Origin of the sequence: Thiomonas sp. OC7 (genome assembly GCF_900634595.1) — a bacterium.
GTDB lineage: Bacteria > Pseudomonadota > Gammaproteobacteria > Burkholderiales > Burkholderiaceae_C > Thiomonas > Thiomonas arsenitoxydans.
The window spans coordinates 2045712-2063076 of the sequence record NZ_LR131953.1; the positions used below are offsets into that span (position 1 = coordinate 2045712).

General features: G+C 66.9%; 14 protein-coding genes. 8 read left to right on the forward strand and 6 right to left on the reverse strand.

All coding sequences use genetic code 11. From position 1 onward, the window contains the following. The first annotated feature begins 43 nt into the window (after window positions 1-43). The 3 genes from kdpC to BIO17B3_RS09830 all read left to right on the forward strand — a co-directional run bounded on the left by kdpC (window position 44) and on the right by BIO17B3_RS09830 (window position 4224). Window positions 44-631 carry a potassium-transporting ATPase subunit KdpC gene (gene kdpC / locus BIO17B3_RS09820; protein ID WP_156053900.1) on the forward strand — a complete coding sequence of 196 codons (588 nt, stop codon included), beginning with the start codon at window positions 44-46 and terminating at the stop codon, window positions 629-631. 10 nt (window positions 632-641) lie between these two features. Beyond that, the gene (locus tag BIO17B3_RS09825) at window positions 642-3386 is read left to right on the forward strand and encodes a DUF4118 domain-containing protein (protein WP_156053901.1); all 2745 of its coding nucleotides are present in this window, start codon (window positions 642-644) and stop codon (window positions 3384-3386) included. 73 nt (window positions 3387-3459) lie between these two features. Then, window positions 3460-4224 carry a response regulator gene (locus BIO17B3_RS09830; protein ID WP_232054253.1) on the forward strand — a complete coding sequence of 255 codons (765 nt, stop codon included), beginning with the start codon at window positions 3460-3462 and terminating at the stop codon, window positions 4222-4224. Between the two features lie 84 nt (window positions 4225-4308). On the opposite strand, the gene BIO17B3_RS09835 is transcribed toward BIO17B3_RS09830, so the two are convergent. From BIO17B3_RS09835 to BIO17B3_RS09845, 3 genes are all read right to left on the reverse strand, one after another. Then, window positions 4309-4578 carry a hypothetical protein gene (locus tag BIO17B3_RS09835; protein WP_156053902.1) on the reverse strand — a complete coding sequence of 90 codons (270 nt, stop codon included), beginning with the start codon at window positions 4576-4578 and terminating at the stop codon, window positions 4309-4311. 133 nt (window positions 4579-4711) lie between these two features. Then, window positions 4712-5209, reverse strand: a complete 498-nt coding sequence (gene ssb / locus BIO17B3_RS09840; protein ID WP_156053903.1) for a single-stranded DNA-binding protein — start codon at window positions 5207-5209, stop codon at window positions 4712-4714. A gap of 104 nt (window positions 5210-5313) precedes the next feature. Further along, window positions 5314-6585, reverse strand: coding sequence for an MFS transporter (locus tag BIO17B3_RS09845; RefSeq protein WP_156053904.1), 1272 nt, complete (start codon window positions 6583-6585; stop codon window positions 5314-5316). A gap of 261 nt (window positions 6586-6846) precedes the next feature. Here BIO17B3_RS09845 and uvrA point away from each other — a divergent pair, with 261 nt between their 5' ends. Both uvrA and BIO17B3_RS09855 read left to right on the forward strand, forming a co-directional pair. Next, on the forward strand, window positions 6847-9723 hold the full coding sequence (gene uvrA / locus BIO17B3_RS09850; RefSeq protein WP_156053905.1) for an excinuclease ABC subunit UvrA: 2877 nt from the start codon (window positions 6847-6849) through the stop codon (window positions 9721-9723). 69 nt (window positions 9724-9792) lie between these two features. Beyond that, complete coding sequence (locus tag BIO17B3_RS09855; RefSeq protein WP_013104236.1) at window positions 9793-10032, forward strand: GlsB/YeaQ/YmgE family stress response membrane protein; 240 nt, start codon at window positions 9793-9795, stop codon at window positions 10030-10032. Window positions 10033-10059: 27 nt separating this feature from the next. Here BIO17B3_RS09855 and tyrS read toward each other — a convergent pair whose 3' ends face one another. Next, a complete protein-coding gene (tyrS, locus tag BIO17B3_RS09860) occupies window positions 10060-11295 on the reverse strand; it encodes a tyrosine--tRNA ligase (protein ID WP_156053906.1) in 1236 nt (411 codons plus the stop codon). A 302-nt stretch (window positions 11296-11597) separates the two neighbouring features. Here tyrS and BIO17B3_RS09865 point away from each other — a divergent pair, with 302 nt between their 5' ends. From BIO17B3_RS09865 to BIO17B3_RS09875, 3 genes are read left to right on the forward strand one after another with little or no spacing between them, the layout of a single operon-like run. After that, window positions 11598-13028 (forward strand): M23 family metallopeptidase, encoded by a 1431-nt coding sequence (locus tag BIO17B3_RS09865; protein WP_156053907.1) that lies wholly within the window; start codon window positions 11598-11600, stop codon window positions 13026-13028. Beyond that, window positions 13021-14580, forward strand: a complete 1560-nt coding sequence (locus BIO17B3_RS09870) for a M23 family metallopeptidase (RefSeq protein ID WP_232054254.1) — start codon at window positions 13021-13023, stop codon at window positions 14578-14580. The genes BIO17B3_RS09865 and BIO17B3_RS09870 overlap by 8 nt, the downstream gene beginning before the upstream one ends. Further along, window positions 14570-15682: an anhydro-N-acetylmuramic acid kinase gene (locus tag BIO17B3_RS09875; protein WP_156053908.1), complete on the forward strand. Its 1113-nt coding sequence runs from the start codon at window positions 14570-14572 to the stop codon at window positions 15680-15682. The genes BIO17B3_RS09870 and BIO17B3_RS09875 overlap by 11 nt, the downstream gene beginning before the upstream one ends. A gap of 62 nt (window positions 15683-15744) precedes the next feature. Here BIO17B3_RS09875 and erpA read toward each other — a convergent pair whose 3' ends face one another. After that, entirely contained in the window at window positions 15745-16122 is a 378-nt protein-coding gene (gene erpA, locus BIO17B3_RS09880; protein WP_013104241.1) for an iron-sulfur cluster insertion protein ErpA, read from the reverse strand. A 76-nt stretch (window positions 16123-16198) separates the two neighbouring features. Then, window positions 16199-17257, reverse strand: coding sequence for an N-acetyl-gamma-glutamyl-phosphate reductase (gene argC, locus BIO17B3_RS09885; RefSeq protein ID WP_156053909.1), 1059 nt, complete (start codon window positions 17255-17257; stop codon window positions 16199-16201). Window positions 17258-17365: the final 108 nt, after the last annotated feature.

Genomic DNA, 17365 nt, shown 5'->3' on the forward strand with positions numbered 1-17365 from the left:
CGGCCTGCTTCCCATCCGTTGCTCTCACACCGCTTTCACCGCCATGACATCCCATTTGCGCCCCGCACTCAGCCTGCTGATCCTGCTTGCCTTGATCACCGGCCTGCTCTATCCGCTGGCCGTCACCGGCCTGGCCCAGCTCGTCTTTCCCTGGCAGGCCAATGGCTCGGTGCTGGCGCGGCAAGGCCGTGCCGTCGGCACGGCGCTGATCGGGCAGAACTTCACCGCCCCGGGCTACTTCTGGAGCCGCCCCTCGGCCACGGCGACCTACCCCTACAACGGTCTGGCCTCCGGCGGCTCCAACCTGGGGCCGACCAATCCGGCGCTGCTGGAGGCCGTGCGTGCCCGCATCGCCGCGCTGCGCGCGGCCGATCCGGGCAACACCGCGCCGGTGCCGGTCGATCTGGTCACCGCGTCGGCCAGCGGGCTCGATCCCGACATCTCGCTGGCCGCGGCCCGGTATCAGGCGGCGCGCGTGGCGCGGGTGCGGCATCTGCCGCTGGGCCGGGTGCAGGCGCTGATCGACGCGCAGGCGCACCCGCGCTGGCTTGGCCTGTTTGGCACACCTCGGGTGAATGTGCTGGAATTGAACCTGGCCCTCGACGGCACGCCGCCGCAACGCGCCGAGTGACCCTGACACCTTGACCGATCCCGACATTCGCCCCTCTCCCGATGCGCTGCTGGCCCAGGTCCAGCAGGACGCCGAGCAGGCGCAGCGCGGTCGGCTCAAGCTCTTTTTTGGCGCCTCGCCCGGTGTCGGCAAGACCTACGCCATGCTTATGGCCGCGCGCCGCCTGCGCGACGAGGGCGTGGACGTCTGCGTCGGCCTGGTCGAAACCCACGGCCGCGCCGAGACGGCCCGGCTGCTGGAAGGGCTGGAGCAGATTCCACTGCGCGAGGTGCGTCACGGCGCGCACCTGCTGCGCGAGTTCGATCCAGCCGCGGCGCTGGCACGTCGCCCCGCCGTGCTGCTGGTCGACGAACTGGCGCACAGCAACGCACCGGGCAGCCGACATCCCAAACGCTGGCAGGACGTGGAGGAACTGCTGGACGCCGGCATCGACCTCTACACCACGCTGAACGTCCAGCACCTCGAGAGCGTGAGCGACATCGTCGGCGGCATCACCGGCGTGCAGGTGCGCGAAACCCTGCCCGACCGCATCTTCGAGCGGGCCGATGAAGTGGTGCTGGTCGATCTGCCGCCCGACGACCTGCTGCAACGCCTCAAGGACGGCAAGGTCTATCTCCCCGAACAGGCCGCGCACGCCGTGCGCAATTTCTTTCGCAAAGGCAATCTGCTGGCGCTGCGCCAGCTCGCGCTGCGGCTCACCGCCGAGCAGGTCGAAGGCGAGATGCGCGACTACCGCAGCCGCCGCGTGGGCGGTGCCGTGTGGGACGCGGCCGAGGCCCTGCTGGTGTGCGCGGGCCCGCGCGACGACATCGGCCTGGTGCGCGCCGCCGCCCGCCTGGCCGACGCGCTGCATGCGCGCTGGCACGTCATCACGGTGGAGACCCCCGCGCTGCAAGGCGCCAGCGAGGCGCAGCGCGACCATGCCCTCGCGCTGCTGCAGCGCGCCCGCGACCTGGGTGCGCAGACCGCCATGCTGGCCGGTCCCCACGCCGCCGAGGCCGCGCTGGCCTATGCCCGAACCCACAACCTCAACCGCGTCGTGCTCGGCCGCGCCCCGCGCTGGCCCTGGTGGCGCCGGGTGCTGGGGCGCTCGACCACGGCGGTGCTGGCGCGGCAGGCGCCCGATCTCGACCTCATCCTCATCACCCGCGACGCGCGTTCGCCGCCCACGGCCCTGGCCGGGCTGCATCCCGCTCTGCCGTCGGCCGATGCACTGATGCGGCGCTACCTGGCCGCGCTGCTGATCTCTGGCGCCATCACCCTGCTGGCCAGCCCGCTGCGCAGCTACTTCGACCTGTCGAACACCGTCATGCTGTTCATGCTCGGCGTGGTCGCGGTGGCGCTGCGCTTCGGCCGCGGGCCCGCGGCACTGGCGGCGGTGGTCAACGTGCTGGCCTTCGATTTCTTCTACGTGCCGCCGCGCTTTTCGTTCGCTGTGAGCGACGTGCAATACGTCTTCACCTTCAGCGTGATGCTGGGCGTGGGCCTGCTCATCGGCCACCTCACCTCGCACCTGCATTTCCAGGCCCGAGTCGCGGGTCAGCGCGAGCGCCGCACCCACGATCTCTACGAACTCTCGCGCGAGCTTTCGGGCGCGCTCACCGTCGATCAGGTGGCCGAGATCGGCACACGCGTGGTGCAGGCCAGTTTCCGCTGCCGGGCCACGCTGCTGGTGCTCGGTCTGGACGAGCGCCTGCAGCCTTCGGCAGACGTGGCTGCCGATGCCCTCCTGCCTTTCGACGCCGAGCTGGCGCGCTGGTGCCTGCAGCGCGGCGCGCCAGCCGGCCAAGGCACTGACACCCTGCCCGGCGCGCCGCTGTTCTACCTGCCGCTGAAGGCGCCGATGCGGGTGCGCGGCGTGCTCGTCGTCGACCCCGGTAACACCCGCCTATCCACCATTCCCGAGCTGCGCCGCTTGCTGGAAACCTGCGCCACCCAGATCGCTATTGCGCTCGAACGCATCCACTTCGTCAGCGTGGCACAAGATACCCTGCTGGCCATGCAGGCCGAGCGCATGCGCAACTCCCTGCTGTCGGCGCTGTCGCACGATCTGCGCACCCCGCTGACCGCCCTGGTGGGCACGGCTGAAGTCCTCTCCACGCGTCTGGTCGCTCATCCACCAGGCGATGCCGCCACGTTGCACAGCCAGGCGCTCAGCCTGTTGCAGCAGTCGCGGCGGCTGGCCCGCATGGTGGACGATCTGCTCGACATGGCCCGCCTGCAGTCCGGGCAGGTCACGCTGCGGCAGGACTGGCAATCGGTCGAGGAGCTGGTTGGCAGCGCGCTGCGCGCCGTCGATGCCGCTGCCCTGGCGCAGCATCCGCTGCAGATCGACCTTCCCGCAGACTTTCCGCTGGTGCGGGCCGACGCCGTGCTGCTCGAACGCGTGCTGGTCAACCTGCTCGACAACGCGCTCAAGTTCACCCCGCCCGGCACCCTGCTGGGCGTGCGCGCCCGCGTGCGCGGAGCCGAAGCCGAGATCACCGTCTGGGACCGCGGGCCAGGCCTGCCCGCAGGGCGCGAGCGGGCGGTCTTCGAGACCTTCACCCGTGGCGATCCTGAATCGCCCATCCCGGGTGTAGGCCTGGGGCTTGCGATCTGCCGCGCCATCGTCGAAGCTCATGGGGGCCGGGTGACGGCAGCCAACGCCCCCGAGGGCGGGGCTGCGTTCAACGTGCTCCTGCCCCTGCACGAGATGCCGCCGCTCGACGCCGCCGCCGAACTCGGCACTGAACCCGCCGGGCCGACCCCATGACTGCGCCGCACGGTCGCTGCGAGGAGGCGCGCAACGCCCTTGGGGAGTTGCGCGCAGCACGGAGGGTCGTGCCATGACCACACCCTCCAGCCTCATCCTGGTGATCGAAGACGAGGCCGAGATCCGCCACGTCGTGCGCACGGCGCTCGAAGCCGAGGGCTGGCGCGTCTGCGAGGCCGACAGCATGGCGCGCGGGCTGATCGACGCCGCCTCGCGCAAGCCCGACCTCGTCATCCTCGATCTGGGCCTGCCCGACGGCGATGGCATCGACTTCATCCACCAGTTCCGCGGCTGGAGCGGCGCGCCGCTGCTCGTGCTCTCGGCCCGCTCGGCCGAAGGCGTCAAGGTAAGTGCCCTCGATCTGGGCGCCGATGACTTTCTCGGCAAACCCTTCGGTGTGGCCGAACTGCTGGCGCGGGTGCGCGCCGCGTTGCGCCGCCCGCCCGTGAGCGAGGCCGCGCCATCGGTGCCGCTGCGCTTCGGCCGCGTCGAGCTTGACCGCGTGCGCCGCCTCGTGCGGCGCGACGGCGAAGACCTGCGCCTCACCGCCGTCGAATATCGCCTGCTCTGTGCCCTGGCCAGCCGCCCCGGCCAAGTGCTCACCCACCGGCAACTGCTGCGCGAAGTCTGGGGCCCCGGTGCGGTGGAGCATGGCCACTACCTGCGTATCTACATGGGCCGCCTGCGCCACAAACTCGAAGACGACCCCGCCCGCCCGAAGCACCTGCTCACCGAGTTGGGCGTGGGCTACCGCTTCATGGCGGATTTACCCCCGGGGGGTGTATCGGTACGGCTTGGTGAAGTCCGCAGTGCAGGGTTCAGAGCTTCCCCAGCCTAACCGCTCGCCAGCACACGACAAGGTGCACCGTGCTGGCTGTGGGTCAAGCTGGGTTGAAGTGCCGAGTCGTCGCTGGCCGCCCGGTCAGCGCAGCGCTTCGGACTCGGCGGCAATCAGGCGGAACTGCTCCAGTGCGGCTTCGAGATCGTCCACGATTTCGGCGGCCCTCACCTCTGGCGCGGGCAGGTTGTCCGTGTCGGAAAGTGAATCGTCCTTCAGCCAGAAAATGTCCGGACTGGCCTTGTCGCGGTTGATGCGTTCTTCATAGTCGTAGGCGCGCCAGCGGCATTCGGGGTTGTCGGCTGACCACGTGGCGTTCCGGTCATGCCGGTTCGCCGGGTGGTAGCACTGCACAAACTCGCCCAGATCTTCCTAAACGATTATCAGTGTCTGCCGGATTCAGAAAAAGAAACAGCGCTCGACATAAAAATCAAGCGCTGTCAGTAACTTAAGGATCCAACGATACAGAACGACTTCTTATCAAAATCTAAAAAGGTATGTCGTCGTCCATATCGCTGAAGTCGCTCGCCGGTTTGCTGGCGGCCGGGGCGGGGGCGCGGCTGGGGGCGGGGCGGCTGGGTGAGGCGCGGTCTGAGTCGGTCTCACGGTTGCGGCTGTAGCCTTCGTCGTCTGCACCGCCGCCCCCGCCTTCACGGCCGCCGAGCAGTTGCATTTCTTCGGCGATGATTTCGGTGGTGTATTTTTCGACGCCGTCCTTGTCGGTCCACTTGCGGGTTTTCAGGCGGCCTTCCACATACACCGGGCGGCCTTTTTTGAGGTATTCGCCCGCGATTTCGGCGAGCTTGTCGTAGAACACCACGCGGTGCCACTCGGTTTCCTCGCGTTTTTCGCCGCTGGATTTGTCTTTCCAGTTGCGCGACGTGGCGAGGGTGATGTTGCAGATGGCGGAGCCGCTGGGGGCGAAGCGGGTTTCGGGGTCGCGGCCGAGATTGCCGACGAGAATGACTTTGTTGACGGAGGCCATGAGGTGTCCTGAATTGCGGCGTCCCGCGGGCTGCGGGACGATGGCGGCAAGCATAACGCCAGCCGCTGCCTCACTCGCGGCCGGGGTGAGGTGCGGCTAGGGGTTCAGGCGTTTTGCGGCTGCGCGGAGGCGGCGTCGGCTTCGGCGGGTTTGTGGCGATTGGGCGGGGGCTGGATGGTGAACGACACCAGCAGCCACAGCGCGGCCAGCGCGGCCAGCGCGGCAGCGACAAAAAACACATCTTCGCTGCTGTATTGCGACAGCCATCCGCCCACCGCGCCACCGGCAAACAAGCCGAGCGATTGCCCGGTGTTGTACACGCCCATGGCCAGGCCCTTGCGGTTGGCAGGCGCGGTGCGCGACACCAGCGAGGGCAGCAGCGCTTCCATCAAGTTGAAGGAGAGAAAGAAGAAGAACAGCGCGGCGATGAGCGCCACGGGGTTTTTGTAGCCTGCTGCAAAGCCCAGCATGGTCAGCACCAGCAGCGCCACGCCGCCGACGAACACGGGTTTCATATAGCCGTATTTCTCAGCGTAGATGATGCCGGGAATGGATACGGCAAACGAAATCAGCGTGACGGGCAGATAAACCATCCAGTGATGCAGCAGGGGAATGCCGGCGTATTTCACCAGCGCCACCGGCACCACCACGAACATGCTGACCTGCAGAAAGTTGACGACAAAAATCGAGAAGTCGAGCTTGAGCAGCGCCGGGGTGAACACCGCCTTGGCCCAGTGGCCCTGCACCTCTTCAGAGTGCGTGGTCATGGGTACGTTGGGCACGATCCAGATGACCACGGCAATGGCCAGTAGCGCAAGAATGCCGGTGAGGTCGAACATGCCGGGCACCGAGATGGCGTGATAGATGGGCGGGCCCAGCACCAGCGAGAGGATGAAGGAAAAGCCGATGGTCATGCCCACCATGGCCATGGCCTTGGTGCGGTGTTGGTCGCGGGTGGAGTCGGCAATCATGGCCGAGATGGCCGCCGAAATGGCCCCGGCGCCCTGAATGGCGCGGCCGATGATGATGAGGTAGAGGTTGTCGCTCGCTCCGGCGACGAATGAGCCGATGGCGAAAATCAGCAGTCCGAACACCATCACCGGCTTGCGGCCGAAGCGGTCGCTGGCCACGCCGAAGGGAATCTGCAGCACCGCTTGCGTCAGGCCGTAGATGCCCAGCGCCAGACCGACGAGGAATTTATCGTGTCCGTGCGGCAGATGCTCGGCGTAGATGGAAAACACCGGCAGGATGAAAAACAGCCCCAGCATGCGCAGGCCGTAGATCGACGCCAGCGTACTGCTGGCGCGGCGCTCGGCGGGCGTCATGGCGTCCTTGGGGGCTGTGGTATTGGTCGATCGGGAAGATTTGGAAGCCATCGTCTGGAACTCTGGAGGGCCGCGCCACGGCGGGGCCTGAAACAAACAGGGCGATGCACAAGCGCTCGGCAAGATTGAGGCGACATTTTCGCTGAAACGCCGCCCAGATTCGTGACGGACTCTGTCGAGAAGTGCCCGTGTTTACATACCGTTTCAGCAAAACCGGTGCCTGGCGCAATTTACTCGGCGTGAATTTCCCGGCTTCGCCTGAAGTGGCTTGGCGCTTTATAGTGTCAGGTTGACTTTTTTCCGCCCTCGCCCATGAATGACCTTGCCTCCTCGTTTGAACCGCTGGCCAGCACCCAGGCCGAGGCGCTGATTCGCGTGCGCGGGGCGCGCACTCACAATCTGAAGAACATCTCGCTCGATCTGCCGCGCAACAAGCTGGTGGTCATCACCGGGCTGTCGGGTTCGGGCAAGTCGTCGCTGGCGTTCGACACGCTGTACGCCGAGGGGCAGCGCCGCTATGTGGAAAGCCTGTCGGCCTATGCGCGGCAGTTTTTGCAGTTGATGGAAAAGCCCGATGTCGATCTGATCGAAGGGCTGGCCCCGGCCATCGCCATCGAGCAGAAGGCCACCAGCCACAACCCGCGCTCCACCGTAGGCACGGTGACGGAAATTCACGATTACCTGCGGCTGCTGTACGCCCGCGCGGGCACGCCGCATTGCCCCAACCATCCCGACGAGCCGCTGCAGGCGCAGACGATTTCGCAAATGGTCGATGCGCTCGTCGCCTGGCCCGAGGGACGGCGGCTGCTCATTCTCGCGCCGCTGCCTGCGGCGCAAATGGGCGCTTCGGCCACCGGGCGACTGGCGGCGCTGCGGGCGCAGGGCTTTGTGCGTTTTCGGCTCGACGGCGTGGTGGTCGATGCGCAAAGCCTGCCCGATGCCGACGCCCCGCCGCCGCAGCGCATCGAGGTGGTGGTCGATCGCATCAAGACCGGCCCCGATCTGCGTCAGCGTCTGGCTGAGAGCCTGGAGACCGCGCTGCGTCTGTCCGAAGGCCCGGTGGGCGCGCTCGACGCCGACAGCGGTGAGCTGACCACGTTTCACAGCCGCCCCACCTGCCCGATTTGCGGCACGACGGCGCCGCTGCTCGAACCCAAGCTGTTCTCCTTCAACAATCCGGTCGGCGCCTGCCCGACTTGCGACGGGCTCGGCGAGGTCGAGCGCTTCGACCCGGCGCGGGTGGTGGCCCATCCCGAGCTCAGTCTGGCCAGCGGCGCGATTCGCGGCTGGGACAAACGCAACGCCTTTTACTTTCAGATGCTGCAGGCGCTGGGCGCGCATTACGGCTTCGATCTCGACACGCCTTACGAGCAGTTGCCGCAGGCGGTGCGCCAGGTGCTGCTGCACGGCAGCGGCTCGGAGGCCATCGCCTTCACCTATCTGAACGACCGCAACAAGCCCACGGTCAAGTCGCACCCCTTCGAGGGCATCATTCCCAACCTCGACCGGCGCTGGATCGAGACCGACAGCCCGGCGGTGCGCGAGGAACTCGCGCGCATGCGCACTGTGCAGACTTGCCCCGACTGTCTGGGCGCGCGGCTCGGGCCGATTGCACGCAACGTCACCATCAGCGGCGAGCGGCTGCAGGCACTGGCGCATCGCCCGCTGCGCGAGCTGCACGACTGGTTCGCCACGCTGCAGCTCGAAGGCCAGCGCGCCGAAGTGGCGGCGCGGCTGGTGATTGAAATCGGCAGCCGCCTGCGCTTTCTCATCGACGTGGGGCTGGACTATCTCACGCTGGATCGCAGCGCCGACACGCTCTCAGGCGGCGAGGCGCAGCGCATCCGCCTGGCCAGCCAGATCGGCTCGGGGCTGACCGGGGTGATGTACGTGCTCGACGAGCCGTCCATCGGCCTGCACCAGCGCGACAACGACCGGCTGATCGCCACCCTCAAACGCCTGCGCGATCTGGGCAATAGCGTGCTGGTGGTCGAGCACGACGCCGACGCCATCCTCTGCGCCGATCATGTGGTGGACATGGGCCCGGGCGCGGGCGAGCACGGCGGCAGCATCATCGCCCAGGGTACGCCGCAGGCCATCATGGCCGATCCCAGCTCGATCACCGGCGCTTATCTGAGCGGCGCGCGCAGCGTGTTTCGCGGCAAGCCGCGCCAGGACGCCGCGCCCGAACACTGGCTCACCCTGAGCGGCGCCTGCGGCAACAATCTGCACGACGTGACCGCGCGCTTTCCGCTGGGGCGCATCACCTGCGTGGCGGGGGTGTCGGGTTCGGGCAAATCCACCCTGATCAACGACACGCTGTACGCCGCCTGCGCGCGCGAACTCAACCGCGCCTCTCTGGAGGCCGCGCCTTATGCGGCCATCGACGGGCTCGATCAGCTCGACAAGGTGATCGCGGTCGATCAGTCGCCCATCGGCCGCACCCCGCGCAGCAATCCGGCCACCTACACCGGGCTGTTCACCCCCATCCGCGAGCTGTACGCGCAGACGCCCGTGGCGCGCGAGCGCGGCTACGACGCCGGACGCTTCTCCTTCAACGTCAAGGGCGGGCGCTGCGAAGCCTGCCAGGGCGACGGCGCGGTGAAAGTGGAAATGCACTTCATGCCCGACCTCTACGTGCCCTGCGATGTGTGCGGCGGCCAGCGCTACAACCGCGAAACCCTCGAAGTCACCTACCGCGGCCTGAGCATCGCGCAGGCGCTGGAACTCACGGTCGAGCAGGCGCTGGAGACCTTTTCGGCGGTGCCCGCCATCGCCCGCAAGCTGCAGACGCTCAAGGACGTGGGGCTGGGCTATATCCGCCTCGGCCAGTCGGCCATCACCCTGTCGGGCGGCGAGGCGCAGCGGGTGAAACTGGCGCTCGAACTCTCCAAGCGCGACACCGGCCGCACCCTCTACATCCTCGACGAGCCCACCACCGGCCTGCACTTCGCCGACATCGAACTGCTGCTGGGCGTGCTGTTCAAACTGCGCGAGGCCGGCAACACCATCGTCATCATCGAGCACAACCTCGACGTCATCGCCAGCGCCGACTGGGTGGTCGAACTCGGCCCCAATGGCGGCGCGGGCGGCGGCCGCCTCATTGCCGAAGGCAGGCCGCAAGACATCGCAGCCCATCCGAACAGCGTCACCGGCCCCTACCTCGGCCAGGTGCTGCGCGGCACGTAACACAAAACGGCGGCAACGCTGTTACCTTGCGCCCATCGTCAACCGCCCTTGCGGGCAAAGGAGCGCGGCATGGGACTTATCGGATTTCTGATCATCGGCCTGATCGCGGGCTGGCTGGCGGGCAAGATCACCAAAGGCAGCGGCTTCGGCGTGCTGGGCGATCTGGTGGTCGGCGTGGTGGGCGCCTTCATCGGCGGCTTCCTGTTCCGCCTGCTGGGCCTGTTTCCCGGCGGCGGCATGCTGCCCAGCCTGATCGTGGCCACCATCGGCGCCATCGTGCTGCTCTGGCTCATCCGGCTGGTGAAATGAGCCAGAGGCAGCCCGGCGAGGCGCGGCTCAGCCCAGCATCACCCGGGCGAACTTGCGTTTGCCGACCTGCAACACCACGGTTCCCGCGCCGAGTTTGAGGGTGCGGTCTTCGGCCACCGTGCCGTCGATGCGCACGCCGCGCTGTTCGATCATGCGCACGCCTTCGGCGGTGGAGGGCACCAGCCCGGCCTGCTTGAGCGCCTGAGGCAGCGCCAGCCCGCCATCGGGCAGGGCGAGCTGCACTTGCGGGATGTCGTCGGGAATGCCGCCGCTGGCGCGCAGGGCGAAGTCGGCCTCGGCCGCGTCGGCCGCGGAGGCAGAGTGGAAGCGGGTGACGAGTTCGCGCGCCAGCATCACCTTGGCATCTTTCGGGTTGCGTCCGGCTTCGACTTCTGCCTTGAGTGCGGCAATCTCGCTCATCGGGCGGAAGGACAGCAGCTCGTAGTAGCGCCACATCAACACGTCGCTGATGGACAGCAGCTTGGCGAACATGGTGGCCGGAGCTTCCTGGATGCCGATGTAATTGCCCTTGGACTTGGACATTTTTTCCACACCGTCCAGCCCTTCGAGCAGCGGCATGGTGAGAATGCACTGCGGCTCCTGGCCGTATTCGCGCTGCAGTTCGCGCCCGACCAGCAAGTTGAACTTCTGGTCGGTGCCGCCGAGTTCGAGGTCGCTCTTGAGCGCTACCGAATCAAAACCCTGCATCAGCGGGTAGAGCAGCTCGTGCATGGCAATGGGCACGCCCTCCTTGAACCGCTTGGTGAAATCGTCGCGCTCCAGCAGTCGCGCTAGGGTGTATTTGGCGGCCAGGCGAATCATGCCGTCGGCGCCCAGCGGCTCGCTCCACTCGGAGTTGTAGCGAATCTCGGTTTTTTGCGGGTCGAGCACCAGGCTGGCCTGGGCGTAATAGGTCTGGGCGTTGGTCTTGATCTGCTCGATCGTCAGCGGCGGACGGGTGGCGTTGCGCCCGGACGGATCGCCGATGCGCGAGGTGAAATCGCCGATAAGAAAAATGACCGTGTGGCCCAGATCTTGCAACTGCCTAAGCTTGTTGAGCACCACGGTGTGGCCGATATGAATGTCGGGCGCAGTGGGGTCGAGGCCGAGTTTGATGCGCAGCGGCTGGCCGGTTTGGTGGCTGCGGGTCAGTTTGGCGATCCAGTCGGCCTCCACCAGCAGTTCGGCGCAGCCGCGTTTGGTGATGGCCAGTGCGTTGCGCACGGCGTCGGGAAGTTCGACGGGAGAGTTGGAGTCCATCATGGGGAGAATCGAAAAATGCGCCAAGCGGGCTGTTAGACTCGCGCCTTTATGTCCGTGCTGCGCCTGCTTCAGCAAAGGGTGCAGTGTATTCGGTGCCACAGCGTGACTGTTGGGCGGCAAGCGAGTGTGAAACACACATGCGCAGACCGTTCAGCCGCGCCCAGGGTGCGCTCGCAGATGCTTGCCGCGTCTCGCCGCCCGTTGTCGGTGGTGCCATCACGGTGTCGGAGGCAGAGCCTTCGGCGCCACTTTCCATTGTCGGGACGGCGTGCGCGCCACAGCCTGAAGTGTGAGGAGTGGGAATGTCGTTTGTCGAATTCAAGCAGTCTGCGGCGCAAGGCGCGCAGAGTTTGGCCGGTTGGATGCATCAGCATCACAAACGGGTTTTGGCGGGGGTGGGAAGTGGTTTGCTGCTGACCAGCGCCGCCGCCTTCGCCCTGGCTTACGAAGGGCCGCAGGCGCATCCGCCCGCGCCGACCTGGGTCAGCGTGGCGGTGGCGAGCACCGCGCCGCAGCAGGCCGATGAGCTCTCGAATGCCGATCAGGTGGTCTACACCACGGCGCATGTGCGGGCAAGCGATACCGTCGAATCGCTGCTGCGCCGTCTGCAGGTGACCGATCCGCAGCAGTTGCGCCAGCTCAGCGCGCAAGCCGATCTGCGGGCTCTGGTCACCGGAGATCCCGGCCGCGTGGTCGCGGCCCAGGTGAGCAATCTGGGCGAATTGCAGTCGCTGCACGGCCGTTTGCCCGGGCTCAAGCCGGTGGCCGAGGGCGCCCAGAAGGCGCGCCAGTTGCGCGAACTGACGGTCAAGGCCACGCCAACAGGCTGGGACGTGCGGCCGCAATCGCGCCTCGTTCAGCCGGTTTTGCGTGTGGCCAGCGGCACGGTGAAATCCAGCTTTTTCGCCGCAGCCGACGAGGCCGGGATGCCACGCAATGTGGCCTCGCAACTGATCGACGTGTTCGACACCCAGATCAACTTCCGCCGCAATCTGCGTCCGGGCGACCGTTTCAATGTGGTGTACCGGGTCTATCAGGCGCAGGGCCAGACGCTGGCCGATGGCCGCCTGGTGTCGGCTGAATTCGTCAACCAGGGCCACGACTACAAAGCCGTGTGGTTCGACGCCAAGGGCGATGCCAAGGGGGTTGCCAAAGTTTCCGGCTATTACGCGCCCAATGGCGACAGCCTGAGCCGCGCCTTCCTGCTGTCCCCCCTGCCCTACGACCGCATCACTTCAGGCTGGGGCTGGCGCGAAAACCCGGTGATGCACTTCCATGAATTCCACAAGGGCATCGATCTGGCCATTCCCGTGGGCACGCCGGTCAAGACCATCGCCGACGGCCGTGTGGTGTATGCGGGCTGGGGCACGGGCTACGGCAAATATGTCAAGGTCGATCATCCCGGCGGTTTTGCCACCATCTATGCGCATCTGAGCGCGTTCAAGGTGCATGTGGGCGAGTCGGTCAAGCAAGGCGAGGTGGTGGCGCTGTCGGGCAATACCGGCTGGTCCACCGGGCCGCATGTGTATTTCCAGTTTTTCGTGCACGGCACGCCGGTCAATCCCCTGGACATTGCGCACTATTCGCCCAAGGGCACGGCGGTTCCGGCCGCGCTCAAGCCGGAATTTCTGGCGCAAACGGCTGAACCGCGCCATCTGCTTGCCGTCCTCGATGGCGGCAGCCCGGTGGTCGATGCCGCCGCGCAGGCCGCCAAGGAGCCGCAGCATGGCTAAGGCGCTGCGCGCTCAAGAGCGCCCCCAGACCTGCCGCGTTCGCGTCAGGCCCCCCGAGGGGGATGAGGCCCGCGGCTCCAAGCTGCCCTGTGGCAGCTTGGACGGAGCCGAATCCGAGCGGCTTGCAAGCTGCGAGGTGGACAAGAAAACTTGGGGCGGCCCTGCGTTTTCTCATGAGGCGGCGCTGTGGGTGTCGCAACGCTCGGCCGAGGTGGTGCAGGCGCTGCGTGCACATCCGCGGCGTCTGGCCGCCAGCGTGGGCGGCGCTCTGCTGCTGAGCAGCGCCGGGGCTTATGCCCTGGTCGAGGCGCAGCCGCAGCTGCCGCCGCGCGCCACTCTCGCTACCGTGCTCGACAACGATGTTCAGGGACAGACCGAAGCGCTTGCTGCGGTCGATCTGCGTTATGCCAGCAGCACCTCGGTGCGGCATCGGGACACCGTGCAGCAATTGCTCAAACGCCTGGGCGTGACCGATCCGGCCGCCATCGCGCAGCTCGGCAAGAATGCAAGTTTCCGCGCGCTGCTCGCCGCAGGCGGCGGGCCCGAACCCGTGCGGGCGCAGGTGAATGCACAGGGCGAATTGCTGCAGCTTGCCGCCGTGCTTCCCATGCCTGCGGGAACCGATCCGCTGGCCGCCCCGGTTTGGCGCGAACTCACGGTGCAGCCCGGTGCCGACGGCACCTTGCAGGTATCGACCACCGAACGCAAGCTCGAACCCCGCACGCGGCTGGCCAACATATCGGTGCGCGGCGCTTTGACGACCGCGCTGAGCCAGTCCGGCGTACCTTCGCCAGTCGGTGCGCAGCTGGTCAAGGCATTCGCTCCACAGATCGACTTGCGCCGCAGTCTGCGCAAGGGCGATCAGGTCGCGCTGGTATACGAAATGCAGACGCTCGACGGCCGCGAGCTGCGCCCGGGCCGCCTGCTGGCGGCGGAAGTGCGCAGCCGTGGCGTGGTGCGTCAGGCAGTGTGGTTTGCCGCGCACGGTGATGCCGCCGGTGGCTACTACACCCCTGCCGGCCAGGGGCTGGAAAAAGCCTGGGCCGCGACGCCGCTGCCGGGCGCCAAGGTGACGTCGCCCTTCGGCCTGCGCATGCATCCGGTGAGCGGGCGCCGTGAAATGCATGAGGGTGTCGATTTCGCCGCGCGCATCGGCACTCCGGTGCCCAGCGTCGCCGAGGGCCGGGTGAAGTTTGCCGGGGTACAGAGCGGCTATGGCAACGTGATCAAAATCGCGCATCCTGGCGGTTTCGAGACGGTCTACGCCCACTTGAGCAGCATCGCCGTCAAGCCGGGCCAGACCGTGAGCGAAGGCCAGAACATCGGCAAGACCGGCAATACCGGCACCTCCACCGGGCCGCATCTGCATTTCGAATTTCATGCCGCCGGGCGGCTGATCGATCCGCTGCGCATGGCCAGCTATGTGCCGCAGGGCAAACCTTTGCCGCCGGGCGAAAAAGCCTCGTTCTTCGCCGCCACCGCCGTGATGCGCACCCAACTCGCCCTTGCGGCCGGCAGTGACGACGCCGTGCGGCTGGCGCGTGTCGACTGAGCCGGGCCTGTTCATCGGGCTCATGTCGGGCACTTCGCTCGACGGGGTCGATGGCGTGCTGCTTGAATCTGCGCCCGGCACACAGCCTCGGGTGCTGGCCCATGCGGCGCGGGCGTTTCCCGCCGGGTTGCGCGCTGAATTTCTCGCCCTCAACACCGCGGGTATCGACGAACTTCACCGCAGCGCCCTCGCCGCGCAGCAACTCGTCGACCTCTACGCCGAAGTCGTCGCCACCCTGCTGCGCGACAGCGGCGTGAGCGCCGCATCGGTTCGCGCCATCGGAGCGCATGGGCAGACGGTGCGTCATCGTCCCGATCTCGGCTACACCGCGCAAATCAATGCGCCGGCCTTGCTGGCCGAGCGTTGCGGCATCGCGGTGGTGGCCGACTTCCGCAGCCGCGACGTGGCGGCCGGCGGCCAGGGCGCGCCGCTGGTGCCCGCGTTTCATCGCGCCGTGTTCGCGGTGGCGGGCGCCGATGTCGCCGTACTCAACCTCGGCGGCTTTGCCAATCTCAGCCTGCTGTTTGCCGATGGCCACACCCTTGGTTTCGACACCGGCCCCGGCAACGCCCTGCTCGATTATTGGACGCAGCGCCATCTCGGGCAGCCTTACGACGCCCAAGGCGCCTGGGCGGCGGGCGGCGCGGTGCGGGCGGATTTGCTCGCGCAATTTCTGGCCGATCCCTACTTCTCGCGTGCCGCCCCAAAAAGCACCGGTCGCGACGACTTTCATCCGGCCTGGCTCGAACGCCATCTGTCGGCTCATGCGGCCCAAGCTTCGCCCCAGGATGTGCAGGCCACGCTAGCGGCATTGACCGCACACAGCGTGGCCGAGGCGTTGCGGCGCGCCATGCCCGGCGTTTGCGAGTTAGTGATCTGCGGCGGCGGCGCGCGCAATACCGACCTGCTAAGCCGCCTACAGCAGGCGCTCCCCGGCGTGACCTGCCGCCCGAGCGACCACAGCGGCATACCCGCCGAACAGGTCGAAGCCGCCGCCTTCGCCTGGCTGGCGCAGCAAACCTTGTTGGGCCTGCCGGGCAACCTGTCCGCCGTCACCGGGGCCGCTGGCCCACGGGTGCTCGGGGCGGTCTATCCGGCTTGAAACCAAAAAACCGCCTTCAAAGGCGGTTTCGGGGCGTTTTTAAGCCAGCCGAAGGCGTTCGCTCAAACCGAAAACGACGAGCCGCAGCCGCAGGTGGTGGTGGCGTTCGGGTTCTTGATGACGAACTGGGCGCCTTCGAGGCCATCCTTGTAGTCGATCTCGGCGCCCACCAGATATTGCAGGCTCATGGCGTCGATCAGCAGGGTGACGCCGTTTTTTACCATCTGCGTGTCGTCTTCGTTCACCGCTTCGTCGAACGTGAAGCCGTATTGAAAGCCGGAGCAACCGCCGCCTTGCACGAACACGCGCAGCTTCAGGTCATTGTTGCCTTCCTCGTCGATCAGCTCCTTGACCTTGGCCGCCGCGCTGTCGGTGAACAGCAGGGGGGCGGGCGGGGCGGCCATTTCGGCGGTGGGGGCGGTATCAAGCATGGCGCTCATGGGGTACTCCTTTAAGTTGTACGCAATTTTAGTGCCGCGCAAGACCTTGTTCCCGTCTGCGGGTTTACGGCAAAAATCAGGGCAATACCGCCAGCCCGTCCAGTCCCATGTTTTCGGGCAGGCCGAACATCACATTCATGTTCTGCACCGCCTGGCCCGAGGCGCCTTTGGTGAGGTTGTCCTGAACGACCAGGATCAGGGCCCTATCGGGGCGCGGCTTGTGCACCGCGAGCCGCAGGGTATTGGCGCCGCGCACCGAGCGGGTTTCAGGCGCACTGCCCGGGGGCAGCACATCGACGAAAGGCTCTTTCGCATAGAACGAGGCGTACAGCGCTTGCAGGTCGAGGGCCTGCCCGGCGGGCGTGAGGCGGGCCGACAAGGTGGCATGCATGCCGCGAATCATGGGGGTGAGATGCGGCACGAACAGGCAGTCGACCGCGCTGCTGCCGGGGGGCGCGCCCGCGATGCGGCGCAGTTGTTCGTTGATTTCAGGCCCATGCCGGTGCCCTTTGACGCCGTAGGCCTTGAAATTGTCCGAAGCTTCGCTGAACAGCAGACCGATTTCCGCCTTGCGGCCCGCGCCCGAAACCCCCGAGGCGCAGTTGGCCATGAGGTGGGTGGCCTCCACGAGGCCGGGGGTGCGCAGCAGGGGGGCAAAGCCCAGCTGCACCGTGGTGGGATAGCAGCCGGGATTGGCAACAATACTGGCCTTGGCAATGGCCTCGCGGTGCAGTTCCGGCAGGCCGTAAACCGCCTCTTGCAGCAGATCGGGGCAGGCGTGCTCCATGCCGTACCACTGGGTGAACTCGGTCAGGTTTTGCAGGCGGAAGTCGGCGGCCAGATCGATAAGGCGCACACCGGCATCGAGCAGCCGCCGGGCCTGAGCCATGGCCACCCCGTGCGGCGTGGCGAAAAAGACGATGTCGCAGGTGTGCAGCGGTGCGTCGTCCGGCGTGGTGAAGGCAAGATCGACCTGCCCGCGCAGGCTGGGGAACATATCGGCCACCGGGGTGCCCGCTTCCTTGCGCGAGGTGATGGCGGCCAGCTCGGCCTGGGGGTGGCGGGCCAGCAGCCGCAACAGCTCCACCCCGGTGTAGCCGGTACCGCCAACGATGCCAATGCGCAGACGTTTCATGGTGCAGGGCCCTTAAATGAAAGCGGTCATCTTATGGTCTTTGTGCGACAGGGGGCGGGGCACGACTGAGAGATTTGAAGAAATTTGCGGCACCCGGCCTCAGCTTTG